The sequence below is a fragment of the Devosia ginsengisoli genome, from assembly GCF_024707105.1.
Lineage (GTDB): Bacteria > Pseudomonadota > Alphaproteobacteria > Rhizobiales > Devosiaceae > Devosia > Devosia ginsengisoli_A.
This window is the reverse complement of sequence record NZ_JANQAJ010000006.1, coordinates 84,410-108,892: the sequence shown is the minus strand read 5'-3', so window position 1 is coordinate 108,892 and position 24,483 is coordinate 84,410. Positions and strand designations below refer to the sequence as shown.

The following is a 24,483-nucleotide window of genomic DNA, read 5'->3' as shown; positions in this document are numbered from 1 at the left end:
TTCGTTCTCCATCGAGGCGTGTGATGACTGATACGACCGCCGGCCAGTTGCGTCCGGCACCCATTCCCTTCGATCGCGGCCCGGTATGGTTCACGAGCCTTGCCTTGGCCTTCGGTACTCTTGCCATCTGGCAGCTCGTCGACCTGCGACAGGCCGCGTTGTTTCTGATCGGCAGCCTGATGGGCCTGACGCTCTATCACGCGTCTTTCGGTTTTACCGGCGGCTGGCGCCGCATGGTGGTCGAAGGGCGCGGTCATGCAATGCGCGCCCAGATGGTGATGATCGGTGTGGCGGCGTTGGCGTTCATTCCTCTCCTGACCCTGGGCAATCCCTTCGGCCAGCCGCTAGCCGGCGCCACCGCGCCGGTTGGCGTTTCGGTACTGCTTGGTGCAGCCATGTTCGGCCTCGGCATGCAGTTGGGCGGTGGTTGCGGTTCGGGTACCCTCTTCACCGTCGGCGGCGGCAGTTCCCGCATGCTGGTGACCCTCGCATTTTTCATCGTCGGCGCGCTGCTGGGCACAGCACATCTGCCCTTCTGGCTGACCCAGCCTTCGCTGCCTGCCATCGCACTTGGTACCAGTCTCGGCGTGCCCCTGGCCCTGCTCGTCACGCTGGCCGGCCTCGGCGCCGTGGCATTGATCACCGTGCTCGTGGAACGTCGCCGGCATGGCGCGCTTGAAACCATCAAGGCTCCGGCCGCTGTCGGTTGGGCGCGCCTGCTGCGCGGCCCCTGGCCATTGGTGGGCGCTGGCCTCGCGCTGGCCGGGCTCAATATCCTGACCTTGTTGGTCGCCGGCCATCCCTGGTCGATCACTTATGGCTTTGGCCTCTGGGGGGCCAAGATCGCCCAGGCTGTCGGCGTTCCGGTCGCCACCTGGGAATTCTGGACCTGGCCAGCGCAGGCGCAGGCCTTGCAGTCCAGCGTGTTGGAAGATTCCACCTCGGTCATGGATTTCGGCCTGATCCTCGGCGCCGCCCTTGCCGCGGGTCTTGCCGGCAAATTTGCGCCCAAGGCGGCTTTGCCTTTTCTGTCTCTGCTGGCCGCGGCCATTGGCGGCGTGCTGATGGGCTATGGCGCGCGCCTCAGCTTCGGCTGCAATATCGGTGCGCTGTTCAGTGGCATTGCCTCGGGCAGCGTGCATGGCTGGTTGTGGTTTGCCGCGGCCTTTGTCGGCAGCCTTGGCGGCATCGCCCTTCGGCCGGTCTTTGGTCTTGATGGATTCAAGCGGAAATGAGCGCACGCAATACCTTGCTTTTCGGGGCGGCGGCTCTCGTCGCGACTGCCGCAGTCGCCGCTGATCACGTTAGCAGCTCGGTTCGGGCACCGGCCCCGGTCCCAGCGGCAGCCGCCGCCGCGAATCCCTGCGCTGCGGCCAACCCTTGCGCTGCGGGCAACCCCTGCGCGGCCGCTGCGCCGGTCGCAAACCCATGCGCGGCAGGCAATCCCTGCGCCGCTGGTGCACCGGCAAATCCTTGCGCCGCCGGCAGTCCCTGCGCTGCTGCGGCCCCGGCGAATCCGTGCGCTGCTGGTGCCCCCGCCGCTGCGCCCTGTGCGGCTGCGGCACCGGCGCCATAGGAGGCTGGCATGGACGCAGAACGCGAGCGGGCAGCCCAGGAAGCGGCCTTTTGCGAGCGCCTTCTTGCCAAGTCGGGCGAGAACGTCCTGCGGGAAACCCTGCGCGATGCGCCTGTCGCGGCCTGGGAGCACTATCCGCCCGGCGACGTCTTCGATCCCGAAAGTGGCGGGCAATGGTACTACCACTGCCACCTGCCACCTGCCGACGACATCGAGCACGGGCACTATCATTGCTTCGTCCGGCCCGATGGCGCCCAAGGCCCGGTGCATCATCTGATCGCCGTCGGCGTCGACGCCTATGGCAAGCTCCATCGGCTGTTCACGGTCAACCAGTGGGTGGTTGGCGACACCTGGCTCGATGCCGAGCCGACCATCGCGCTATTGCCACGCTTTGACATGGAACTCGCCAAGCCATCCTATCTGGTCAATCGCTGGCTGACCGCCATTCTGCGGCAGTATCAGCCCGAGATCGCACAGTTGATCCGCGATCGTGACGCAAAGCTAGCGAGCCATGCTGGTGAAGGCGATATCCGTGCCGCACGGGAGGACCGGAGCCTTGAGGTCACGTCATCCTTGAATATCGGTCGCTGACGGCCACCAACTATCTGAAGTTTATCGGAATATGTCCGCTCGGGGCACCGTGATGCCAGCAACGGCTTCGATCGGCTACCTCGAACCCATCATTGGTGCAGGCGGCATATAGCGCGGCGCCGGGCCCCGGGTCGTCGTCAAGTGCTCTGTAACCCAGCCTTCGAGTGTGGGGCTCAAATCTACAAGAAGCCATCCATCCTGCCGGTCCAGGACCCTCAACGGGGTCCCACGGGGCAGCGTCATGATCAGTTCACCCGTTGCGCTCGGAGAGTGGCGAACGTTGAGCGACGCGACATTGACAAAGCGCGGCGTAGTGAGCGGCGCCGATGCAGGATGCGATTGCGTTGTGGAGGCGGAGGATGATTGCGGTGTGGAACTTGCGCGGTGATCCGGGTTTCCCCGGGTCCCGAACTGAAAAATGCCAAACGCTATGAGCCCAAGGATTACCCAGCCAATGGCGTTCGAGTTCTGTTTCTTTTTCGGCATTCTTCCGCATCCCGTCACCAAATCCATATTGGGGCAAGCGTCTTAACAGATGGCGTATGGCGGTATTCCCAGACCAGCGAGCTCGGGATGGGTGTGCCCACTGAGCGATTAGCGGACGTTCGTTCCCCTGTGCGGCGATTTGACAAAACAATGAATGTAGGTCGAATAATTGAGCGTTGGTCGGTGTTTGGCGATCATCGTTGGTGGATCGGGGGGCTTCGTGAACAGTAACGACCGCGGTGACGCTCAAACTGGGCCGGCGCTTCAGTCGTTCCGCATCGATACCGGCGATCTGACTGGGAAGGCGGGGTTTGATCTCTGGCAGGAGGAACTCGTTCCATACTGGGACTCTCAACCATGCGGTGATGTCCGGGAGCATTTCCGAAGTGTGTTCGAGAGCCATCTTTGCGGAGGGGTCATGATTGGCAGGGTCAGTACGCCCGCCCAACGCATCGATCGCTCGCGCTATCGGATCGCCCGCGACGGCTTTCCCAATATGGCTTGAAGATCGTTCTGCGAGGAGCGATCGGGAAACGGAGCGGCGATCGTGAGTCACGGGCCGAAGCGCCCGGAGATGTGTTCATTACGGACCTGTCACAGCCGCAAGCGGTTGAAGCGGGCGACCTGGATGTACTGTTTGTAATCATGCAGCGGAATCTGCTGGCGCCGTTGCTCGAGCTGCCCGATGAGCAGAACCAGAGAGCCATTTCCGGCCAGAACCCGCTTGCACAATTGCTCCGCACGCATCTCGCATCGGTCTATCACCTTGCCGCTGGCCTGAATGCCGTCCAGGGTGAAGCAATCATGAAGCCGACGCTCGAACTGGTGGCCGCGGCTATCAACGCGCAGGTTTCGGAAACGAATGTCGGGGCAGTTCGTTTTGCGGTGACTCAGGAAATCCGCAGGCATATCGAGAACCAGGTTCGCGATCCTGGCCTTCGTGCAGAAACGGTGGCTGCGCACTTTGGCCTGTCGCGTCGCAAACTCTATTATCTGTTCCAGCCATTCGGCGGGTTTGCGGCCTATGTCCAGCAGCGGCGGCTGCATCACATCCGCGCCGATATCGTCAATCCCGTCCTGCAGCACAGAAGCGTCGCCAGCATTGCCGAAGACTATGGCTTTGGACACTATCCGAGCTTCAGTCGGGCCTTCCGGCGCGCCTATGAGATGAGCCCGCGCGAGGTGAAGGCACTTGGCCTTGAACGCAGTTCGGCCAGCCGGGCAAGGCCCGGCGCAAATAGCTGGCATGACTGGTTTTTCCAAACCCGATAGCGCCCTCGATCGGGCCGGCCGTGACCCCGTGGTGCGGGCGCGCCGCCCACCCCGCTGCTGGGGATAAATTCTGAACCTGCAGAATTCATTCCCGGCCGAATTTTGCACTCTAGGCGAGGTATTTTGCACTGTCGGCGCTTTTGGCGCCGGCACCGGCGAATTTGTTTGCCGCGCTGACGGACTGCCGCAATGCATGGGCCAATGTCTCGGGCACTAGTCCCGGTGCCGGGAGAGATGCGCGCGATTGTTCATCCAGGGGATAGACCCTCCCGGTTTTTTTGCCTTGAAGGTCTGCCTCTATGTCGAACAGCGATTTTTTGCCCCATCCCGGTCCTGCTCGTACTGTCTTTGCCAGAGCGCTCGGCGGCATTTCAGCGCTGGCTCTGATTCTGGCCACGTCCGCGCCTGCAAAAACCGACGAAGTCATCGACACCAATGAAAATCATGGAGTCTTTGGCGTATACGGCACGAAAAAATACCCCAATGACCTGGAGAGCCCATGGATTGTAGACGGCTACCTGTCGGTTGGATTCAGTCCCTATGGTTTCGGAACACTGATCGTCGGAGACGGCGGCAGGGCGCTCGCCGATGCAACAGTCATCGGCTGGACAGATGGGAGCACCGGGACGGTGCAGGTCTGGGGCACCGATGCTGCCGGCAACGCCTCGCGCTTCACTACCGGCGAGCTCGAAATAGGCAAGGTCGGCTCAGGCAGGCTGGAAATCAGTGCGGGTGGGATCGTAGAAAGCCACAATGTGCGGTTCGGATCCTTCAAAGGCGTCGTTGGCACGGGACGCGGCACCGCGAGTATCGGTGGTTCCGGCACGAAATGGATCATCGCCGACAGCCTTTTTGTCGGCGACCTCGGCCAGGGAACGATGGATATCTGGGGCGGTGCTTCGGTCTCGAGCACACATGGCTATGTCGGCAATGAAAGCACCGGCACCGTTACTGTCTCCGGAACCGATAGCACCGGCTATGCGTCGAACTGGAGCAGTACCGGCATCCTTGACGTCGGCAGCGCCGGTACCGGCAAGCTCACCATCTCAAATGGCGGAATGGTTTCCAGCGGCGGCGGCTATATCGGCAGGAGAGCCGGCGGCTCGGGAAGGGTGGAGCTTTCCGATGCAGGCTCGAGCTGGGTCGTCCAGAACAGCCTTCGTATCGGCTATAATGGCGACAGCGTGGGCGTTCTGACTCTCAAGGACGATGCGCTCCTTGCCGCCGACCTGATCGAACTGGGCGTGCTGGGCGGCAGCAGGGGCACCTTGCTCATCGGCTCGACCGGTATGACTTATCTGCCATCGGCAACCGGCACCCTGATCACGCCTGAGATCAGGTTTGGCCATGGCAGCGGAACGCTGTTCTTCAATCACACCGACGAGGATTACGCGCTGGCGGCGCGTCTGGTCAGCACGGGCAGCGGAACGCATGTGGTGACGCATGCGGCGGGTTCGACACTACTGACGGGCGACAGTTCCGGCTTTGCCGGCACGACAAGCGTTAGTGGTGGAACCCTGCTGATCGGCGGAGCCGATGGCGTGGGCAGCCTGGGCGGCAGCTTCGAAGTATCCGGCCTGGGCAAGCTCGGCGGTTCGGGGACCATTGGCACCTTCGGTTCGGGTGTGAACATCGGCGCTGGCGGCGTTCTTGCTCCGGGCAATTCGATAGGAACGCTGACGGCGGCCGGCGATGTCACCTTCGATACCGGTTCGATCTATGAAGTCGAGCTTGCCGGCGGCGGCGGTACGCCGGGCGTTCACAACGACCTGTTCGCCATAGGCGGAACGGCCAGGCTCGACGGCGGTACGGTCTCGGTTGTCGCGCTCCAGAATGGGCAAGCCTATACGATCCTTACGGCAGCCGGCGGCGTCAGCGGGGCATTTGAAGGGGCAGTGCCGCTATCGGCCTTCATCACCCCGACCCTGACCTATGACGCCAATGACGTGGTGCTGACCATCGCCCTGAACACGGCGCCGACCGGTCCCACCAACCCGACCAATCCTACGACCCCGGGCATTCCGACAAATCCGCCAACGGGATTGTTCACGCAGGCGGCCCTGACCCATAATCAGACTCAGGCGGCAATCGGGCTCGACGACCTCGACCAGACTGCTGGTTCGGATGCCCTGGCTGTCTATAACCAGATCCTGATGCTCTCGGCCGATGATGCGCGGATGGCGTTCGACCTGACATCGGGCGAAGTCCATGCTTCGGCCCAGCAAGTTATCGACCAGACCTTCTCGCTTTTTGGCGCAAACCTGCGCCAGCAGGGCACTGCCGGGTTGGGTGGCGAGGTCAATGGACAGACTATTGCTGCACCACTGGCTTATGCTCCGATGACGGGGTCGGCCGGTAATGCGGCAATCGCTGCGGCAACGGCCGATGCCAACACCCCGATGGCCAATGTCTGGCTGGCGCCACTCGGCAGCAGCGGGACCATCGACGGCGACGGCAACGCTGCCAAGCTTGACTGGTGGAATGCTGGTCTTGCCGGAGGCTACGAGGGCAGCTTCAATGCTGCCGGCGGCGATGCCCTTGCCGGTTTCGGCCTGGGTTATATGCGCGGCCATGGCACTATCGAGGGGCGGCTGTCCGGTTTCGATGCCAATGGTTTCTTTATCGGCACCTACGGCGCCTGGGAGGACGGTCGCTGGGCGCTGGCCGGATCGCTCGCCTATGGCACAAACCATATCGCGACCGAGCGGAGGGTTATTGCCGGCGGTCTCGCGCGCACGGCCGAAGCGGATTACTGGACACATACGCTGGGTCTTTCCGGCGAGGCCGCCTATAGCCTGACTATCGGTGACGCAACGATCGTCTCGCCGCTCGTTACAGTGGATGCCAGCTGGTCCGGCCATGGCGGCTTTACCGAAACCGGCGCCGGCGCCGCCGACCTTTCCGGAGCTTCGGAAAGCTGGATGCGGTTCGATACTGGCATCGGCGTGGCGCTCGAGCACAGCATGCCCACCGATACAGGCATGGTGACGCTGCGAGGGCGAGCGGTCTGGGAACATGCCCTGGCTGATGCTGTTCCCAGCCAGACCCTCGCCTTTGCCGGCAGCCCCACAAGCTTCGAAGTCCGCGGCGCTGTTCCCGATCGGGACCGCATCCGGCTCGGCACCGGCATAACCTGGGACATTTCCGAAGGCACGAGCTTGCGAGCCGACTATACGGGCCTGTTCTCGGGTGGCCAGAGCAGCCATGGCGGGGTGATCGGCTTCAATGTCCGGTTCTGAGATACAAGCCCGGCCTCCCGGCCCGGCAACTTGAACAGCGGTCGCGGCCACATTGTTTGCCGAGAGTCTACCTCGATATGTACCTGTCGATGACGACTTCAGCCCCAAGCTGATACGAAATCATCTATTGATTTCAATGATATGTGCTCGCAGTTTTGTTCTGAGCAGTGCGCCAAAATTCGCGCCATCCAGATCGCCTCCACCGTGAAGATCAGGATTGGAGCGTTACGTCACCGGAGTTTTTCGCGCGCTCCGATTGGGCGCTCTGGATCGGATGGCGGAAATACGGTAGTTCTTCGCAAACGTTTGCAATTTGAATCTCGAGGGAGGGCGGGAGTGCAGGACAGCGCGTTGATGCTGACGGCTGCGAGGAGGCTGGAGTTCGAGAACCTGACCTTCGCGCCGTTGCGGCAGGAGCAGGTGCGGGTGCGCACGCTATACTCTGGCATCAGCGCCGGTACCGAGCTCAGCCAGTATCGCGGCTCCTCGCCCTTCATGAACCGGCTCTGGGACATTGAGAACCGGATGTTCCGCGACAGCGACATGCCGAGCTGGACCTTCCCGGTCCGCAACCTGGGTTATGAGGAGGTCGGCGAGGTGGTGGAGCTCGGCACCGCCGTCACCCGTGTCAGGAGGGGTGACCGCGTGTTCGGCACATGGGGGCACCGTACGGGCCATGTGATGACCGAGATCGAGGCCGCCGACAGGCTCGTTCCGGACGGGGCCGATCCGCGCATGGGCATCTTTTCACATATCGGCGCGGTGGCGCTCAACGGCGTGCATGATGCCCGCATCCGAATGGGCGACCTGGTCGTGGTGTTCGGCCTGGGCGTGCCCGGACAGATCGTGCTGCAGGCGGCCCGGGCTTCGGGCGCCACGGTGATCGGTGTCGATCCGGTCGCGAGCCGCCGGGCCATGGCCGAGCAACTGGGTGCCGACCGCACGCTCGACCCGGCCGCGCATTCGGTCGCCGATATCGTCAAGGGCGAGACCGGCGGTCGCGGCGCCGATATCTGCATCGAAGTCTCGGGCGCAGCCCCGGCATTGGCCGAAGCCATGCGCACGGTGGCCTATGCCAGCCGCGTGGTCGCCATGGGCTTCTTCCAGGGCGATGCGCGTGGGCTCTTCCTCGGCGACGAGTTCCACCACAACCGCATCGAGTTGATCTCGAGCCAGATCTCGGGCGTCGCCCCGGAGGGCAGCCATCGCTGGAGCAAGCTGCGCCTGTGGCAGACAGCGGTGCGGCTACAGCACGAGGGGCGGCTGAACCTGCTGCCGCTCATTACCGATACCGTGCCCTTTACCGAGGCGCCGGCGCTGTTCGCCCGGCTCGATGCCGGCGACCCGGCCATTCTCCAATCCGTCCTCAGCTTCGGAGACGAGCCATGACGTTGCGTGTTGGTCTGCTCGGTCCTGGCGGCATCGGCGCGCGCCACGCAGCCGCCGTCGCGCTATTGCATGACCGCATGCAACTCGTGGCCTGCTGCGGCCGCGATGCGGACCGTACCACTGCTTTCGCCGCCCGTTTCGGCGCCAGTTCCTATACCGACTTCGCCCGCATGCTCGACCGGGCCGACCTGGACCTGTTGATCGTGGCGCTGCCGCCCTACGCTCACAATGGGGAGGTGGAGGCGGCCGCGCGAGCCGGCATCCACCTGCTGGTTGAAAAGCCCATTGCGCTCGACAATGATCGCGCCACCGCCATGCTCGAAGCTGGCCGCGATGTCACGGCCGCCTGCGGCTTCATGTACCGCTTCGGCGCTGCCGTCACCCGCTGGGATGAACTTGCGGCGAGGGGGCAGACGGGCCGGGCGGGGCATTTTTCCGGCTCCTTCCACTGCAACGCCCTGCACGCCACCTGGTGGCGTGAGCGGGCGCTTTCGGGCGGACAGATGGTGGAGCAGCTTATCCACATCGCCGACCTGGCCCGCCATATGCTGGGCATGCCGCAAACCGTCTATGCCCGCGCCGCCAATCTCTTCCACACCGATGTGCCCGGTTATGACAGCGAGGACGTCAGCGCCATCATTTTGGGCTATGACGATGGCCGTGTCGGCGTGCTCCACGCCTCCAACGCCGCCGTTCCGGGTCGCTGGGCCAAGCAGTGGCAGGTTGTTGCCGCCGGCATGACCGGCATCTTCACCGATTTCAACACCGCCGAACTGGTGAGCACCACTGCAGAGCCCCATGTCGAGCGGGTTGCCGGCACGGTGGACCCCTTTGTCGCCCAGCTCGCCGACCTGGCGGAAGCCATTGCGCACAAACGGCCGCCCCGCGTGCTTCTGTCCGATGGCGCCGATACGCTGCGCATCGTCCTCGCCGCGCACCAATCGTCCGAAGCGCGGCGAGAGATCACACTATGAGCTTTGATCCGTCCTCCGGCACTTTCTACCTCGACGGCATCTCCCTCGCCGACCTCGCCCCACTAATAGACGGCGCGGTCCCGCCGCACCAAGGCGTTTCCGCCGACCCCTCCGGCATCGTCTGGTCCCTGCGTGACGGCACGACCATCTCGCTCGCCATTCAAGACTTGCCCGGACGGCAGAACCTGACACTCACCCTCTCCGGGTTCCCTGGGGAACGGCGTATTGCCTCGCTCGGGCTGCGCATCGGGCGTGCCGGCAATGTCCGGCAATATCTGCGCAACGGATATATGAGCTGGGATGGCAGCTATTTCGTCGAGCCGGCCAGCGCCCGCGATGTCGCCAAAGCCGACCCCAAGCTGCTGACCGGCCACGCCATGACCGCCCTGTTGCCGCATAGCGGGGCGGGTGCCACGGTGCTCGGGTTCCTCCGGCACGATCGCTACCAGAGCCGCCTGCGTTTCGGCTTCGAGGCCGGCCCGCTCTCCATCGAGATCGAAACCATGATCGACGGGGTCCCGCATGCCGGCTCGATCAGCACCGAGACAATCGTGCTTTTCTCCGGCGACGCGGTCGAGCCGGCGCTGCGCCACTGGGCAAGTCTCGTCGCCCAGGCCTCGCCCCTGCCGCCACGTCTTCCCGAGCGCCGCCTCACCGGCTGGTGCTCATGGTACAGCCTCTATGCCTCGCTGAGCGAGCCGGTGCTGCGCGAACACCTCGAAGCCGCCCGCCGCTTCCGCGATGACAAAAAAGCCCCGTTCGACATCTTCCTCGTGGACGATGGCTTCACCCCCGAAATGGGCGACTGGCTCGAAACCAAACCGGTCTTTCCCGACGGCGTCGCGTCTACGCTCGAGGCGGCGTCAAAGGCCGGCTTCCGCCCCGGCCTGTGGATCGCCCCCTTCATGGTCGGCAACCGCTCGCGTCTCTTCGCCGAACATCCAGATTGGGTGGTGCGCAGCCGGGCGACCGGCGAGCCGCTGGCGCCGATGACCTTCTATGGTGAATTCCGCTGGCACAAGCGCAGCGAGGAATATTACGTCCTCGACGTCACCCATCCCGATGCCGAAACCTATATCCGCCAGGTTTTCCGCACCTGGGCTCGCGATTGGGGCTGCGGCTATTTCAAGACCGACTTCATGCATCTGGGCAGTTTCTATGGTCCCGAGGAGGCGGTCTGGCATCGGGATGGCCTCTCGCGCATGGCCATTTGGATGATCATGGCGCGGCTGATCCGCGAAGAAATCGGCGATGCCCTCTGGCTGTGCTGCGGCGCGCCGATCTGGGCACCGGTCGGCCTGGCCGATGCCATGCGCATCGGCCGCGACATCGGCGTGAGCTGGCTGGGTCATTATTCCGCCGAATCCCTGCTGCGCGACCAGACCGCCCGCAATTTCGCCAACGGCATCCTCTGGCAGGCCGATCCGGACTGCATCCTGCTGCGCGACCGCTTCCATGACCTGAGCGACGACCAGATCCATTCGCTCGCCGTCTTCGCCGGACTCGCCGGCGGCGTGCTGATGACCAGTGATCACCTCGACGAGGTTCCCGAACCACGCCGGGCGCTGCTGGCGGAGCTGGCCGGCAACGCCACGCCATTCCAGTGTGAGTTTCCATGGCTGGGGCAGGGCGCCCTGCGCTATCGCCTCGGAACCGCGCCCAATGGCCTGCCGATGGCTGTGAGCGAGGGCGATCCGGTGCTGCTGCAGCGGTTGCGGCGCCCGGACGGCACGGTGCTGCTCAACCTCTTCAATACCGGCGACCGTGCGGTCGAACGCCTTATCGGTTGGGCCGATTGCGGCATGGCCACGCCGTTGGCAATCGAGGAGGACGGTATTGCGCTTCCCGCCACCGCCGACGGCATATTCGTGGCGCTGCGGCCGCACCAGTCCCGCCTGTTCCACTGCCGACCGAGCTGACCTGCCGCACCGCCTGTCTCAGCGGCCCATAAGGTCGAGGAACTCGATCACCATGGCTGCCGTCCAGGTGAAGCGGCCGCCGCCACAGGGCTCGCCGGTGGTGGGATCGTAGTATTCGGCAAAGCCGGACTGGGTGATGAGGTCGAGGCTCGAACGGATGATGTGCTCGGCCACCGCCGTCTCGCCGATGACGGTCAGGCCGTCGGCGATCATGTAGTTCATCACCAGCCAGACGGGCCCGCGCCAGTAGCGCTTGGCCTCGAAGCGCGGGTCGAGTGGGTCGTGCGAGGGCACGATGAACTTGGCAGCGTCGGCCCAGCGCTCGATGGTGCGGGCGATTTCGTGGGCGCGCGGCTTGGGGATGGCGGCGAAGACCGGCAGGATACCCCCGATAGTGGCGCTGTCGATCAGGGCATCCGTGGTGCGGTCCTTGCAGAGATATTGGCCGTGGCTATCGCTCCACAGGCCCTCGATCGCCTTGAGGCCGGCGGCGGCGCGGGCGCGGTTGTCGGCGGCGATCTGGTTTTCGCCCAAGGCTTCCGCGAGGTCGGCCAGGTCGGCGCAGGCGCGGATCAGGATGGCGTTGAAACCGGGGTCGATGACCTGGAAGGGGGAGGCGTCGTGGAGCCTGGAATTGTCCCAGTCCAGGTCGCGGAAATGCTGCACCAGCCACAGGTAGCGGTCGTATTGTGCCTTGGTGGGGCGATGGGCCGGGTCGGCATGCTGGGTGTCGCGGCGGGTATAGGGCTCGACGCCCTCTGTGGGCACGCGTTCGAACGCTTCGTCCCAGTCGATCGAATTGTCGCGGCCCGACTCCCAGGGATGGAGGATGGCGACCAGGCCCTCATCATGCGGGTCCCGGTCGGCGTAGAACCAGCGATGCCAGGCGTCGATCTTGGGCAACAATGCGCGGGCACGCTCGGTCGCCAACGCCTTGTCCCTGGCGCGGTCGAACAGGCGCTTGACGGCAAAGCCGGCAACCGGTGGCTGGGTGATGCCCGAGGTCGGCGTGGGCCGGTTGGTGGCCCAGACATTGGGTCCGGGGAAATAGCCGTCGGAATATACGTGGAAGACGATATGCGGCACCATGCCGTCGGGCCATTGATGCGCAAAGAGCGTGTCGATCTCGGTCCAGGCGCGGGCTTCGTCATAGTGGCTCTGGCCAAGCGCGGTGAGGCAGGAATCCCAGTTCCACTGGAAGGGATAGAGCCCCTTGGTCGGAATGGTGTAGTCGCCGTGGTCGTTTTCCTTGAGCACCTCGAGGGCGTGGTCGTAGGTGCTGGCTGGGTCGAGGGTGTTCATGGGTGTTCTCGGTTGAGGTTCAGGTCGACTTGGGAGCACCGGGGATGCGCGCCAAGAGCCCCCCATCGACGCGCACGGTTTCCCCGGTCATGAAGCTGCTGGCTGCCGACAGCAGGAAGGCGATTACCGAGGCGATCTCGGCGGGTTGGGCACGGCGGCCGAGCGGATGCATGGCGTCCACTTCGGCCGACAGCGCGGCCGGGTTGGGATCGAGGTCGATCGCCCATTTGAGCATGGGCGTATCCACCGATCCCGGCGCGACGCCGTTGACGCGCACGCCTTGTTCGGCCTCGTCGATGGCCATGCCGGTCACCAGGCCGACCAGGCCATGCTTGGCCACGACATAGGCAAGGGCGCCTTTCTGCGCCGCCATGCCCTGCACCGAGGCAGTGAAGACGATGGCGCCGCGTGATCGGCGCAGTTGGGGCAGGGCAGCCTTGGCGGCGTAGAAGGCGCCGGTGAGATTGACGTCCATCACCTCGGCCCAACCGGCGGAGGTAGTGGTTACGGCATCACCATAGCGCTGGATGCCGGCATTGTGCGAGAGGCCGGTGAGGCCGCCGAAGCGCTCGACGCCCAGAGCAACGGCGCGCTCGCAATCCTCGAGGCTGGCGACCGAGCCGGCGACCGGCAATGCGTTGCCGCCGATAGCGGCGGCGGTGGCCTCGAGTGCGGCGGCGTCGCGATCGAGCAGGACGAGGTTGTGGCCGGCCGCGGCGAGGGTTTCGGCGACGGCGCGGCCGATGCCCATGGCGGCGCCGGTGACGAGGGTGGTGTTGATCATGGCGTCACCGGGCGTGTCGCGGCTGCGAATATCTCGGCGATACTGGCGTGGCCGGCTTCATTGGGATGGACGTGGTCGTTGCGAATGAGCGCATCGCCGCCCTCGGCCGCCATGCGCTCGTTGACCGGGGCGTAGAACGTGCCGGCCTCGCTGGCGATGGATTTGACGGCTTCGACATAGAGCTGGAATTGCTGGCGCGATTGACCGGCAAAACTATCCTCGGCACCGACGGCGAAGCCCTGGTCGGGCAGATGGGGCGGGCTGCCGATGACAATGGCGTCTGGCGAATAACCCGCCGCAAAGAGGCCGTTCAGCACGGCGCGATAGTCGTGGGTGAATGCCTCGAGCGTGAAGGTTGTCGGGGCGGCGGTGTAGCGCGCGTCATTGGTACCATAGAGGATGGCGATGACGTCGGCACGGCTGGCGCCGAGCAGGTCCTGGGCGTAGCGGCCGTGCCCGTTGTCGGGACGCGGCTTGCCGCTGGCGTCGGGCGACGATTGCAGGACCGTGCCACTGATGCCGCGGTTGCTGAGGCGGGTGCCCAGACGTTCGGCCAGCCGGTTCGACCAGCGATCCTCCGGCACCGGAATATGCACGGCCTGGGTGATCGAGTCCCCGAAGGTCGCGAGCGACTTGGCCCGGCCGGTCCAGCGTTCGGCAAAGCTGGTCACGGGCGGGGCTCCAGGAATTCGAGCACCATGGCGGCCGTCCAACTGAAGCGGTCGCCGCCGAGCGGGGTGCCGTCGTGTGGGTCATAGTATTCGGCAAAGCCGCTCTGCTCGATCAGTCTGAGGCTGTCAGCCACGATGCGATCGGCGATTTCTGTTTCGCCGGCGCGGCGCATCCCGTCGGCGATCATGTAGTTGCAGACCAGCCAGACCGGGCCGCGCCAGTAGCGCTTCATGTCGAAGCGGGCGTCGCGCGGGTCGTGGCTGGGCACAAGATAGGACACTTCTTCGCCGATGGCCCGGAGCGTTTCGGCAAGCGCCGCGGCGCGCTGCGCCGGGATGGGGGCGAATGCGGGGATGAGGCCACCGATGGAGGGGCTATCGACCAGCCTGCCGCCGATCCGGTCATAGGGGAGGTACTGGCCCCGCGCTTCGCTCCAAAGTCCGTCGAGCGCTGCGAGCCCGCCCCTGGCCCAGGCGCGATGGCGTCCGGCAATGGCGGGTTCATCGAGCGCCTCCGCCAGTTCGGCGGTCTCCAGGCACGAGCGGATCAGGATGGCGTTGAAGCCCGGATCGACGATCTGGAAGGGCGAGGCTCCGTGCGTTCGGGTCGAGTCCCAGCCCAGGCCGCGGAAATGCTGCACCAGCCACAGGTAGCGGTCATATTGCGCCTTGGTCGGGCGGGTCGCCGGGTCGGCATGCTTGAGGTCGTTGCGCTGGTAGGGGGCGACTCCCTCGGTAGGGACGCGCTCGAAGCCCTCGTCCCAGTCGATGGTGTTGTCGCGCGATTCCCATGGGTGGATGACGGCAACGAGACCTTCGCGCCGGGGATCACGGGTGCGATAGAACCAGTCATGCCAGCGATCAAGGCCGTTGAGCAGCGCCCGGGCGCGTGTGGCGTCGCCGCTGCGACGATAGAGCTGGTGAATGGCAAAGCCGGCGATCGGCAATTGGGTGATGCCCGAGGTCGGCACCTTGCGCCCCGTGCCCCAGACGTCGGGGCCGGGGAAATAGGCCGGGGCCGGTTCGTGGAACACCATATGCGGCACCATGCCGTCGTCCCACTGATGGGCGAACAGCGTCTCGATCTCGGTCCAGGCGCGGTCCAGGTCGTAGTGCGACTGGCCCAGCGCTGTGAAGCAGGAATCCCAGTTCCATTGGAAGGGATAGAGGCCCTTGGTGGGCACGGTATAGTGACCACGATCGTTCTCGCGCAGGATATCCACGGCACGGGCGGACAGGTTCGGATTGGTACTCATGACTTCTCGCCTGCCGCTGGTGCCGGCTTGCGGATGCGGAAAACCATGTGCGGGCGCAATGCGTGACCCGGCGGGATCGCGGGATGCTCGTAGTCGTCCGAAGGCTCGCGCTGCATGCCGATTTTTTGCATGACGCGTTGGCTCGGCAGGTTCTTTTTGGCGGTGAAGGCGACGATCTCGTCGAGCCCAATGGACCAGGCATAGTCCAGCCAGGCCCGCGCGCCTTCCGGCGCCAGCCCCTGTCCCCAGAACCGCGGTGCCAGTACCCAGCCGATCTCGACGCGGGGGTGGCTGGGAATGGCCGCGCGCGTTTTCTCCGGCACGACGCCGATGCCGATCTGTCCGACCAGTTCGCCAGTCGCCTTGAGTTCGGCGGCCTGGAAGTGAAAGCCGTTTTCTCGCGCGCGCGCCTGTGCCAGATCGATGTCGTCGAAGGCCTCCTGCCGCGTCAGAGGGCGCAGGAAATATCGGCGCACATGCGGGTCGCCCTGGATGTCGGCCATGGCCTCACGGTCGCGGTCTTCCCAGGGACGCAGCACGAGCGAGCTGGTCTCGAGCCGGATGTCGGCAATGTCTTCGCGTATCGGCGTCATTGTAGACATTCCAGGTCAGACGGCGTTGCTGGTTTCGGGGTCGAACCAGCGGATGCGGTCGGGCTTGGGCACGAGGCTCAACTCGTCCCCCGGCGCGACGGTGATGTCGGAATCCAGCACGGCGCGGAACAGGCGGCCATCGACATCGCTGGTGACCAGCGTATGGGCGCCCAGCGGCTCGATGACGCGTGCCGTGGCCTTGAGACCGCCAGGTGCCACGGTCAGATCCTCGGGACGGATGGCGAAATCGAGCTTGTCGGGACCCGCCGGACCGGAAAGGGTCACGCCGGCCACCTGCCATTGGCCGTTTGCGGCGCGGGTGGCGGGGATGAAGTTCATCGGTGGATTGCCTATGAAACTGCCCACGAACCGGGCGGCGGGATTGCGGTAGACTTCCACCGGGCTCGCCGCCTGCACGATCTTGCCGCCATTCATCACCGAGATGCGGTCGGCGAGGCTCATGGCTTCCACCTGATCATGGGTCACGTAGATGGTCGTGGTCTTGCTCCCGGCCAGCACACCCTTGAGTTCCGCGCGCATCTCGAGGCGCAGCAATGCGTCGAGATTGGACAGTGGCTCGTCCATCAGGATGACATCCGGCTCCATTGCCAAAGCGCGGGCCACGGCAACACGCTGGCGCTGGCCGCCAGAGAGCTGGCCGGAATAGCGCTTGAGCAATTGCTCGATATGCATGAGTTCGGCGGTGCGGTTGACGCGCCGGTCGATTTCGGGCTGTGGCAGCTTTTTCATCCTCAGGCCGAAGGCGATGTTCTCGAACACCGTCAGGTGTGGGAACACCGCATAGTTCTGGAACACCATGGCGATACCGCGCTCGCGGGGCGGCAGCTTGTCGACGCGGCGGCCGCCGATCCACACCTCGCCCTGGGTCGGGGTTTCGAGCCCGGCGATGATGCGCAGCAAAGTGGTCTTGCCACAGCCCGATGCGCCGAGCAGTACCATGAACTCCTGGTCGGCAATGGTGAGGTCGATCGAATGGAGCGCCTGGAAGCTGCCGAAGCTCTTGGCGACATTCTTGATGACGATTTCGGCCATGAGACTCTCCTTTTTAGCCGCGTTCTCGAGCCGCAAAACCGGCGGCCACTTTGCTGAGAACGCTTTAGCGGTTGGCGATGCCCCACATCGCAAACAGGTACTTGCGAACGGCAAAGATGAAGATGAGGGCGGGAATGACCATGGCCGCGCCGCCGGCGAATTTGAGATGGAGCGGGGAGACGTTGAGGCTCTGCACTAGGAAGGCCGGGAGCGTCCGGTTCTCGATGGTGAGGACGGCGGCCGCAAACACCTCGTTCCATGAAATGGTGAAGGCAAAGACCGCCGAGGCCGCGATGCCGGGCAGTACGAGCGGCAATACCACCTTGCGGAAGGCTTGCAGCCGATTGCAACCCAGCGTCCAGGCCGCCTCCTCGAGTTCGATCGGAATGCCCGAAAACAGCGAGAAGGTGATGAGTACGGCGAACGGAATGGCGAGCACCGTATGGACGATGGCCAGTCCCAGCGCGGTGTCGTCGAGCCCGGTGCGGATGAAGAACACCGCCAGCGGCAGCGCCAGCAGCGGCAGCGGGAAGGCGCGGGTCATGATGACCAGCATGCGGAAGATTTCCTTGCCGGGAAACTCGAACCGCGACAGCGCATAGCCGGCCGGAGCGCCGATGCCGATCGAGAGGATCATGGTCAGCACAGCCACCAGCAGCGAATTCCACAGCGCCTTGAGTACGCCGGCAAAGGAGAGAAAGAACTGGATAGAGCCGAAGTCGAAGGAGGGAATGCCGGTCTTGGGAAAACCGCTGACCTCGGATGGCGAGGAGAGCGTATTGACCAGCAGCAGGTAGATCGGCACCAGCACCCAGGCGCAGATCAGGACAATGGCCGCGATGAACAGGAATTTTCCAGCAGAGCGCGCGGATTCGACGGTGCGGGGGACATCGGTCTCGGTGGTGATCGCGGTCATATCGTGGCTCCCTTGGGCACGCGCAGCACGCGCAGGAAGAACAGGGTGGCGGCGATCGAAATGCCGAGGATGACCAGGGCATAGGCGGAAGCAACATTGCGGTCCTGCAGGGCGAACTGCCACTGGAACGTCTCGCCCATCAGCACCGGCAGGGTGGACCCACCCAGCGTGACGACCACGGCAAACACCTCGAAGGCGGCCAGCGTGCGCAGGATGAGTGCCGATTGCAGGCTGGGGCGGAGCATGGGCAGCGTCACCTTGAGAAAACGCTTCCACGGGCTGGCGCCGAACACCTCGGCTGCCTCGTAATATTCCTTGGGAATCAGGCCCATGCCGGAGACCAGGATGACCATGACGATGGCGGTGGCCCGCCATACCTCGGCCAGGACGACGGCGAGGAAGATCACCCAGACGTTCTGGTAGCTCAGAAACAGTATTGGCCGCTCGACGACGCCGAGCCCGACCAGCATGGAATTGAGAAACCCCGACTGCTCGAAGATGGCCAGCCAGACGATGCCGGCGGCCAGATCCGACAGACCCAGCGGGATCGAAAAGATATAGAGAACGGTGTTACGGCCGCTCTTGAGCTTGGTGACGATCGAGGCCATCGATAGGGCTACCGCCAGTTGGATAGGCACTACGACCGCAGCAAGCAGCACTGTCCAACCCAGCGCCGAGCCGAACTTCCAGTGACTCGCCATGGTCTGGACATGCCGCAGCGTCGGGCCGCTCTCGCTACTGAAGGCGAGTATCGCGATCTGCGCGAACGGGTAAACGAAGAACACCAGCAGGAAGACCGTAGCCGGCAGCAGCAACAGATAGGGCAGGGCCTTGGGCGACATGGCGGTTCCAGTGCAATCCATGGATCGGCACCGCCCGGCGCCATTGCAGCGTCGGGCGGCAGCTCGGGAGGAACTCAGTCGACGGGGCAGGGGCCTTCGGAGGCCGCATCCGGCAGCCAGCAAGGCGCATTGGCCTGCACCATCAGGTCGCGCAGTGTCGCGGCCTGCTGCTCGAGCACGTCCGGGATGGGCTGGCCGCCCAGGATGATGCGCTCGAAGGTGTCGGTATAGACCTGGTTGAACTGGCCACCGAGATCGCCGAGGCCCACCGGCAGCAGCGCCGGCAGGGCGTCTTCGGCCGCGGTCATGGCGGTGATGGCCGGCCCGATGGCGCGCGCGGACTCAGGCAGGTCGGCCGGCAACGGCGCGTCGGTGACCGGGTAGAAGCTCGTTGCCAGCAGGGTCGCGACCTGGGTCTCGGGCTGCATCATGTACTTGACCAGCGCCAGGGACGCGTCCATGTCCGGGGCACCCTTGGGCACCGCGATGCCTGCCAGAACCGGCATGAAGCCGCGTCCCATCGGACCTGCCGGCGCCGGGAAGGCGACGAAGTTTTCCGGTTGCTGGTTGAAGGCGTCGGCGAGGCGGGCGATGTGATCGAACGCCACCCAGACATCGCCGGTCAGCAAGGGTTCCTGCATGAAGGCATAATTGGTCGAGGCGGGGTTGGTGTACTGCCAGAGGTCCTTGAACATGGTCCAGCCGGCTTCGGCTTCCGCCGAGGCAAACTTGGTCACGGTGGAGCCGGCATAGGAGGGCAGCAGAAAGCCCTGGAAGAAGCGATGCTTGAGGCCCTGCGGGCCAGCCGGGAAGCCGAATTTGGGCGAACCGGTTTCCTCGGCCAGCGTCTTGGCCCAGGCGACCAATTGGTCGTAGGTCAGCGCGTTGATGTCGGCGCCTTCGGGCAGGTATTCGAGCGCCTGCTTGTTGGCGGCCATCACGTAGTTGGCTTGCATCCAGGGCAGGTAAAGTTGCTCGTCGGTGCCGAGCTTGCCCAACTCCAGGAAGGCGGGGCTGACATTGATGCCGGCCAGATCGACACCCGAGAGGTCCACCCAGTTGTCCGCATAGGTGGATAGGTCACCATGGAGGGCGCCGACGATGCCGATGCTGCCAGAGCCGGCCTGGAGTTCGGCTTCGAGACGGGTGATGAACGGACCTACCTCCTGCGGCTGGAAGTCGACGCCGCCCTCGAAGCCCGCCAGGACCTGCTCGCGCATCTTCTGGGTTTCCTCGATCGGTGCCGCCTGGGTCGACCAGAACAGCACCTGGGCGCTCACGGCGTGGGCGGAAAGTGTCAGCGCAATGGCCGCCGTGCCCAGCACGGCAAAGGTCTTTTTCATTGGTAGTCCTCCCTTGGTTGTTGTTGACGTCTAGTGGGTTTCGACAGGCGCCGGTCCGTGGCTGGCGCGCGGCACGAAGGTCGGCTTGATCAGCCGGGTCAGCGGCTTGGCAGGCCGCGTTTCGATGATATCGATGAGCATGCCGCCGATCTCGCGCCCGGCGGCGCGGGTACCGGCCTCGAAGGTGGTGAGTCCCGGCGGCGCATAGGCGGCGGCGGTGATGTTGTCGAAGCCGACTACGGAGAGATCCCGGGGGATCGACAGGCCCGCGCGAGCGGCCTCTTCCAACACAGTCAGCGCCAGTTCGTCGAAAAGGCCCAGAATGGCGGTCGGACGGGCGGCGCCACGCAACATACCGTTGATGGCGGCGACGCTGGCGCCGCGGTCGAAGCGCGGGGCCGTCGCCACATCGAGCGTCACCGTGGGATCGCCCCGCCGGGCGATGGCTTCGCGCAGCCCGCGCTCGCGCAGATAGCGGAAGGTCATGCGATCCGAGATGCTGACAAGGCCAAAATGGCGGTGTCCCAGTTCGTAGAGCAGGTCGAAGGCCTCGCCAAAAGCAGCAACGCTGTCGGTATCCAGCCAGTTCACCGGACGCGTTTCGTCGAGCAGGCGCCCGTGGGTAACAAAGGGGAAGCCGCGCTGCACCAGATAGGCGACGCGCTCGTCGTCCTCCGCGATGCGGGGGAGGACGATGCCGTCGGCGCGACCGGATTCGACGACATGCTTGAGTACTGAAAGCTCTGATTGTCCCGGCTGCGCTGTAGCCAGGAACAGGTCGACCCCGTGCGCAACCAATCCCTCGCCTAAGCCGGTAATGAACTCGCCAACATAGCTGTCGACGAAATTAGGTCCGCGAATGGGCAGGATGAGGCCAACGAAGCCACTGCGACCGGACACCAGTTGGCGGGCGGCGACGTTGGGAACATAACCGTGCGCTTTGGCGGCCTCGGCAACGCGCTGGCGCGTCTTGAGTGCGATGGTCGGATGGTCCGCCAGCGCCCGCGATACGGTCGTGATCGAAACGTCCAGATGCTCTGCGAGCTCTTTGAGCGTCTTGCCGCGCGGCGCCATCGTTCCTCCCAAAACGATTGTTGCAAACGCTTGCGACAAAATTGCAAACGTTTGTAATAGCGTACATCAGTCATCCGTCCTGTCAAGGTTGGCTTGCGAACACGGGTACGAACAGCGGTATCGTCAGCAATACGCCAAGCCAATTGCCCTTCCGGGCGCAGGTTGTCGGTCAGGGCAGGAGGCCGGATGCGGACTGGCGGCTATTGGAGGCAGCGCCCAGAAAGAAGTGGGTCGCCCGGATGCCGCCAATGCTTCCCCAAGGCTTGCCTCGCCAGGCTAGGTGAGAGCGATGATACGCGTTTTGCCAAGCACTGCCGGGTCGCCAAACCGTGGCGTGGGGTCGCCATTGGTGATCAGGATGTCCACATCGGCCATCTGCGTGACGACATGGGGTGCATGGCGCTCGAACTTCTCGTCGTGGGCGACGAGGATTACCTGTCGCGAATGGGGCAGGATGGAGCGCACCAGGTCAACTTCCATCGGGTCAAACTCCTGCACCGTCCCTTCGCGATCGATGGCGCTGGCGCCGATTATTGCGAGATCGAACTTGAAGCGCTGCCGACTGTCATCGGCGAGGGTCAGCACCGAGGAGTCCTTGTTGCGCACATAGCCGCCATAGACATAAACGGTCGCGTCGGTCTTGAGCGCGCAGGAATGGGCTACTTCCAGGTTCGGCGTGGCGATCAGCACGCCCGGATGGCGCGCCAGCACCTCATGCAGCGAGTCGAAGGTAGTTCCCAGTCCGACGAAAATCGTGGCGCCAGCCACGAGGAATTCCTCCAGTGCGGCGACCAACTGGCGCTTGACCGAGACCTGAATGCTGTGGCGTTCGTCATGGGTATGGTGGGCCACGCCGGGTGAGGCGAAGGCGCCGCCAAAGGCCTTTTGCAGCAGGCCCTGCGTTTCGAGCGTGCGCAGGTCGCGCCGGATGGTCTGGTAGGTCACGTCAAAGCGGGCGGCCAGTTCGGCCACCGAGGCCGCGCCATTGGCGCGCACCGCTTGCAATATGGCCTGCCGGCGTTCGCCGGCCCGGCCACTTTCACCAGGCGCCGCATCGGGCAGGCCGCGCGGGCGGGGCATGGTCTCCCCGCTCATTTCAGGTGGATGCCCAGGTAGCTGCGGTCATCGGTCAGTTGCGACGGGGTGGTGCCCTTGGTGCTCATATAGCGGCCGATCTTGTGGGGGTCTTCGGCCTCCACCTCCCGGAAAGCGGTTTCCCAGGCGGTGACGCCGAATCCTTCGCCCTGCTTGAAGTAACCGTCGGAGAATAGCTCTATCGTTTCCACCTCGGCCAGACTGTAGCTGCGGGTTTCGACGAAGCGGCCAGGCACGGCAAAGCCGTCGATGCCGCCATAGCCGAGCACCGGCTTGGTGACATTTTGGAAATGGCCCTGGCCGTGGGAAATGCCGTGCTGGATCAGCAACTGCAATTCCTGCTCCGGAACATCGGTCAGGTGTTGCCGGCAGGCCTGCATGGCCCGTTGTTCGATATCGGCAATCACCTCGGCTGCGGCGGTGACGCTGCCCGCTGGCTGGTTGCGGGTGCCCTGCCAGGTCATCGAGGCGGAATGCCTGTCGCACTCCTCGATCGGCCGGCCAAGCGCCTCGAAATAGCGCCAGGTTTCCCGTCGCAGGATGGCGGTGACGTCGTCCAGGGGCTTGAGCACCTGCAGCGTATCGCTGCCGTTGATGCGGATGCCGCTGTCGCCGACCGCCACGACTTCAAGCCGGTCGCCCAGCAGCATGGCGGCCATTACTGTACAGCCGCCGCGCAATTTCCAGTCGGCTTCGACCGCGGCCAGCGCACCATGGGCGACATAGCCGTCATGAATGGCGCGGCCCAGATAGTCGATGAAATGTTGCCCGCCTTGGAATTGCAGTTCGGGCTTGTCCGGCTGGCCCTGCGCCAAAAGGAATATTTCGATGGCGCGCTTGACGGTGCGCGAGGCGTATTGCCCCGACAGCATGCCGCCATAACGGGTGCCGTTACGGTCGGTTACGCCGTCGATGACGGCGTAACCGAGATTGGGCATGACCACGAGGCTGTCTTCGTTCATCTCTGGATGGCCGAATTTCTTGCCTAGCGTGAACGCTTCAAGCTGCCTCATTTAGTCCTGCTCTGGTCGTGTTGTATTGAACCGTCGGCTTATTCGCCGATGGCGGTCCGCCACTGGGCCAGCACAGCCTCGGCACCGCCGAAGTCGCTGAGGGGTTTCACATCGACAAGGGTCAGGTCGGCCAGGTTCGGCGTACCGGCCGGGCCGGCCACATCGAGACGCACCGAGCGGCGGCCGATATCCTTGGCCAGACGTTCCTGGGTCGATTTGGACATGGCCCAGTCGATAAAGGCCTTGCCGCCTTCGGGATTGGGGCCACCCTTGACCAGGGCCACGCCGTCCGGCGTTGCCGCGGTGCCGTCGCTCAGATGCACGATGGAGATGGGGGCGCCGCCCAGCACATATTCCAGCGCATTGTCTTCGAGCGTCAGGCCCATCGAGGTTTCACCGTCAGCCACGAAGCGCGGCACGGCGCCCGAGGAGTCGGTGAACACGAAGTTCTTGGCGATCTCGGTATATTTGTCCCAGCCCTCGTCACCGAAAACGGTGAGCACGGTTTGGAGCTGCTGCATGGCCGAGCCCGAACCATCGGCGCGGGCCGAGGCAATCTGGCCAGCCCATTGCGGATCGGCGAGTTCGGCCCAGGTCTTGGGGGCGCTGTCGAGCGGCTGCAGGTCAGTGTTGACGGCCAGCACATAGACCACGGCCGTATAGGGCGTCCAGCTCGGGTCGCGGCCATATTGCGGGTCGATCTGGTCCATTTCCGGCGGATCGTATGGCTCGAGCAGGTCGGCCAGTTCGGTGAGCTGGCTGCCCGAGATCGACCAGATGACGTCGGCCGCCGGGGCACCGGCTTCGGCCTGTGCACGCTTGGCGATATCGCCCGAGCCGAGTTTGACCACTTCGGCCTTGAGCCCGGTTTCCTGCTCGAAGATCGGCAGCAGCGTATCCACGATCGACGACTTGTGCGCCGTGTAGATCACCACCGAACCGTCCTGCGCCAGGGCCATCGTGCTCATGCTGGTCGAGGCGACCAGCGCGGCGGCAGACAGGGCCAAAAATGTACGTTTGCGAATGTTCATGCGAATCCTCCCGTTCGTTTTTGATCATTCCGAGATCAAAATCATCCTGTACCGAGTGAAAAAT

22 protein-coding genes are annotated in these 24,483 nt (G+C 64.4%); 8 read left to right on the top strand and 14 right to left on the bottom strand.

Features of this window, described 5'->3' with window-relative positions; all coding sequences use genetic code 11:
• Positions 1-23 precede the first annotated feature (23 nt).
• Both NVV79_RS04180 and NVV79_RS04175 read left to right on the top strand, forming a co-directional pair.
• A complete protein-coding gene (locus tag NVV79_RS04180; RefSeq protein ID WP_303986601.1) occupies positions 24-1,235 on the top strand; it encodes a YeeE/YedE family protein in 1,212 nt (403 codons plus the stop codon).
• A gap of 350 nt (positions 1,236-1,585) precedes the next feature.
• Positions 1,586-2,167, top strand: coding sequence for a hypothetical protein (locus tag NVV79_RS04175; protein ID WP_303986599.1), 582 nt, complete (start codon positions 1,586-1,588; stop codon positions 2,165-2,167).
• A 75-nt stretch (positions 2,168-2,242) separates the two neighbouring features.
• Here NVV79_RS04175 and NVV79_RS22520 read toward each other — a convergent pair whose 3' ends face one another.
• Positions 2,243-2,653, bottom strand: a complete 411-nt coding sequence (locus NVV79_RS22520) for an SH3 domain-containing protein (RefSeq protein ID WP_369684699.1) — start codon at positions 2,651-2,653, stop codon at positions 2,243-2,245.
• A 187-nt stretch (positions 2,654-2,840) separates the two neighbouring features.
• Between NVV79_RS22520 and NVV79_RS04170 the strand changes: the two genes are divergently transcribed.
• From NVV79_RS04170 to NVV79_RS04145, 6 genes are all read left to right on the top strand, one after another.
• A complete protein-coding gene (locus NVV79_RS04170; RefSeq protein ID WP_303986597.1) occupies positions 2,841-3,158 on the top strand; it encodes a hypothetical protein in 318 nt (105 codons plus the stop codon).
• Positions 3,155-3,925, top strand: a complete 771-nt coding sequence (locus NVV79_RS04165) for a helix-turn-helix domain-containing protein (protein ID WP_303986595.1) — start codon at positions 3,155-3,157, stop codon at positions 3,923-3,925. The genes NVV79_RS04170 and NVV79_RS04165 overlap by 4 nt, the downstream gene beginning before the upstream one ends.
• 299 nt (positions 3,926-4,224) lie before the next feature.
• Positions 4,225-7,164, top strand: coding sequence for an autotransporter domain-containing protein (locus NVV79_RS04160; protein WP_303986593.1), 2,940 nt, complete (start codon positions 4,225-4,227; stop codon positions 7,162-7,164).
• A gap of 354 nt (positions 7,165-7,518) precedes the next feature.
• Positions 7,519-8,553, top strand: a complete 1,035-nt coding sequence (locus tag NVV79_RS04155) for a zinc-binding dehydrogenase (protein ID WP_303986592.1) — start codon at positions 7,519-7,521, stop codon at positions 8,551-8,553.
• Positions 8,550-9,527, top strand: a complete 978-nt coding sequence (locus tag NVV79_RS04150; protein WP_303986590.1) for a Gfo/Idh/MocA family protein — start codon at positions 8,550-8,552, stop codon at positions 9,525-9,527. Before NVV79_RS04155 ends, NVV79_RS04150 begins: the two co-directional genes overlap by 4 nt.
• A complete protein-coding gene (locus NVV79_RS04145) occupies positions 9,524-11,446 on the top strand; it encodes a glycoside hydrolase family 36 protein (protein ID WP_303986588.1) in 1,923 nt (640 codons plus the stop codon). Before NVV79_RS04150 ends, NVV79_RS04145 begins: the two co-directional genes overlap by 4 nt.
• Before the next feature lie 18 nt (positions 11,447-11,464).
• Here the strand turns inward: NVV79_RS04145 and NVV79_RS04140 are convergent, their stop codons facing one another.
• The 13 genes from NVV79_RS04140 to NVV79_RS04080 form a co-directional block, all read right to left on the bottom strand.
• The gene (locus NVV79_RS04140; protein ID WP_303986586.1) at positions 11,465-12,748 is read right to left on the bottom strand and encodes a trehalase family glycosidase; all 1,284 of its coding nucleotides are present in this window, start codon (positions 12,746-12,748) and stop codon (positions 11,465-11,467) included.
• A gap of 19 nt (positions 12,749-12,767) precedes the next feature.
• A complete protein-coding gene (locus tag NVV79_RS04135) occupies positions 12,768-13,532 on the bottom strand; it encodes an SDR family NAD(P)-dependent oxidoreductase (protein ID WP_303986584.1) in 765 nt (254 codons plus the stop codon).
• Entirely contained in the window at positions 13,529-14,203 is a 675-nt protein-coding gene (locus NVV79_RS04130; RefSeq protein ID WP_303986582.1) for an SGNH/GDSL hydrolase family protein, read from the bottom strand. Before NVV79_RS04130 ends, NVV79_RS04135 begins: the two co-directional genes overlap by 4 nt.
• On the bottom strand, positions 14,200-15,459 hold the full coding sequence (locus NVV79_RS04125) for an amylo-alpha-1,6-glucosidase (protein WP_303986580.1): 1,260 nt from the start codon (positions 15,457-15,459) through the stop codon (positions 14,200-14,202). Before NVV79_RS04125 ends, NVV79_RS04130 begins: the two co-directional genes overlap by 4 nt.
• A complete protein-coding gene (locus tag NVV79_RS04120) occupies positions 15,456-16,052 on the bottom strand; it encodes a GNAT family N-acetyltransferase (protein ID WP_303986578.1) in 597 nt (198 codons plus the stop codon). The genes NVV79_RS04125 and NVV79_RS04120 overlap by 4 nt, the downstream gene beginning before the upstream one ends.
• Positions 16,053-16,067: 15 nt before the next feature.
• Positions 16,068-17,105, bottom strand: coding sequence for an ABC transporter ATP-binding protein (locus NVV79_RS04115; protein WP_303986576.1), 1,038 nt, complete (start codon positions 17,103-17,105; stop codon positions 16,068-16,070).
• Between the two features lie 64 nt (positions 17,106-17,169).
• Positions 17,170-18,021, bottom strand: a complete 852-nt coding sequence (locus NVV79_RS04110; protein WP_303986574.1) for a carbohydrate ABC transporter permease — start codon at positions 18,019-18,021, stop codon at positions 17,170-17,172.
• Positions 18,018-18,863, bottom strand: a complete 846-nt coding sequence (locus NVV79_RS04105) for a carbohydrate ABC transporter permease (protein ID WP_303986572.1) — start codon at positions 18,861-18,863, stop codon at positions 18,018-18,020. The genes NVV79_RS04110 and NVV79_RS04105 overlap by 4 nt, the downstream gene beginning before the upstream one ends.
• 74 nt (positions 18,864-18,937) lie before the next feature.
• On the bottom strand, positions 18,938-20,206 hold the full coding sequence (locus NVV79_RS04100) for an ABC transporter substrate-binding protein (RefSeq protein WP_303986570.1): 1,269 nt from the start codon (positions 20,204-20,206) through the stop codon (positions 18,938-18,940).
• A 30-nt stretch (positions 20,207-20,236) separates the two neighbouring features.
• Positions 20,237-21,280 (bottom strand): LacI family DNA-binding transcriptional regulator, encoded by a 1,044-nt coding sequence (locus tag NVV79_RS04095; RefSeq protein WP_303986568.1) that lies wholly within the window; start codon positions 21,278-21,280, stop codon positions 20,237-20,239.
• A 276-nt stretch (positions 21,281-21,556) separates the two neighbouring features.
• Positions 21,557-22,360, bottom strand: coding sequence for a DeoR/GlpR family DNA-binding transcription regulator (locus NVV79_RS04090; protein ID WP_303986566.1), 804 nt, complete (start codon positions 22,358-22,360; stop codon positions 21,557-21,559).
• Between the two features lie 11 nt (positions 22,361-22,371).
• Complete coding sequence (locus tag NVV79_RS04085; RefSeq protein ID WP_303986565.1) at positions 22,372-23,388, bottom strand: hypothetical protein; 1,017 nt, start codon at positions 23,386-23,388, stop codon at positions 22,372-22,374.
• Positions 23,389-23,426: 38 nt separating this feature from the next.
• On the bottom strand, positions 23,427-24,419 hold the full coding sequence (locus tag NVV79_RS04080) for an extracellular solute-binding protein (protein ID WP_303986563.1): 993 nt from the start codon (positions 24,417-24,419) through the stop codon (positions 23,427-23,429).
• Positions 24,420-24,483 lie beyond the last annotated feature (64 nt).

Bases quoted from the DNA above. Each gene is read 5' to 3' on its own strand.
- NVV79_RS04140 (WP_303986586.1), bottom strand. From the start codon at position 12,748: ATGAACACCCTCGACCCAGCCAGCACCTACGACCACGCCCTCGAGGTG.
- NVV79_RS04120 (WP_303986578.1), bottom strand. From the start codon at position 16,052: ATGACGCCGATACGCGAAGACATTGCCGACATCCGGCTCGAGACCAGC.
- NVV79_RS04100 (WP_303986570.1), bottom strand. From the start codon at position 20,206: ATGAAAAAGACCTTTGCCGTGCTGGGCACGGCGGCCATTGCGCTGACA.
- NVV79_RS04115 (WP_303986576.1), bottom strand. From the start codon at position 17,105: ATGGCCGAAATCGTCATCAAGAATGTCGCCAAGAGCTTCGGCAGCTTC.
- NVV79_RS04125 (WP_303986580.1), bottom strand. From the start codon at position 15,459: ATGAGTACCAATCCGAACCTGTCCGCCCGTGCCGTGGATATCCTGCGC.
- NVV79_RS04105 (WP_303986572.1), bottom strand. From the start codon at position 18,863: ATGTCGCCCAAGGCCCTGCCCTATCTGTTGCTGCTGCCGGCTACGGTC.
- NVV79_RS04150 (WP_303986590.1), top strand. From the start codon at position 8,550: ATGACGTTGCGTGTTGGTCTGCTCGGTCCTGGCGGCATCGGCGCGCGC.
- NVV79_RS04180 (WP_303986601.1), top strand. From the start codon at position 24: ATGACTGATACGACCGCCGGCCAGTTGCGTCCGGCACCCATTCCCTTC.
- NVV79_RS04095 (WP_303986568.1), bottom strand. From the start codon at position 21,280: ATGGCGCCGCGCGGCAAGACGCTCAAAGAGCTCGCAGAGCATCTGGAC.
- NVV79_RS04090 (WP_303986566.1), bottom strand. From the start codon at position 22,360: ATGCCCCGCCCGCGCGGCCTGCCCGATGCGGCGCCTGGTGAAAGTGGC.
- NVV79_RS04135 (WP_303986584.1), bottom strand. From the start codon at position 13,532: ATGATCAACACCACCCTCGTCACCGGCGCCGCCATGGGCATCGGCCGC.
- NVV79_RS04110 (WP_303986574.1), bottom strand. From the start codon at position 18,021: ATGACCGCGATCACCACCGAGACCGATGTCCCCCGCACCGTCGAATCC.
- NVV79_RS04085 (WP_303986565.1), bottom strand. From the start codon at position 23,388: ATGAGGCAGCTTGAAGCGTTCACGCTAGGCAAGAAATTCGGCCATCCA.
- NVV79_RS04175 (WP_303986599.1), top strand. From the start codon at position 1,586: ATGGACGCAGAACGCGAGCGGGCAGCCCAGGAAGCGGCCTTTTGCGAG.
- NVV79_RS04155 (WP_303986592.1), top strand. From the start codon at position 7,519: ATGCTGACGGCTGCGAGGAGGCTGGAGTTCGAGAACCTGACCTTCGCG.
- NVV79_RS22520 (WP_369684699.1), bottom strand. From the start codon at position 2,653: ATGCCGAAAAAGAAACAGAACTCGAACGCCATTGGCTGGGTAATCCTT.
- NVV79_RS04160 (WP_303986593.1), top strand. From the start codon at position 4,225: ATGTCGAACAGCGATTTTTTGCCCCATCCCGGTCCTGCTCGTACTGTC.
- NVV79_RS04080 (WP_303986563.1), bottom strand. From the start codon at position 24,419: ATGAACATTCGCAAACGTACATTTTTGGCCCTGTCTGCCGCCGCGCTG.
- NVV79_RS04145 (WP_303986588.1), top strand. From the start codon at position 9,524: ATGAGCTTTGATCCGTCCTCCGGCACTTTCTACCTCGACGGCATCTCC.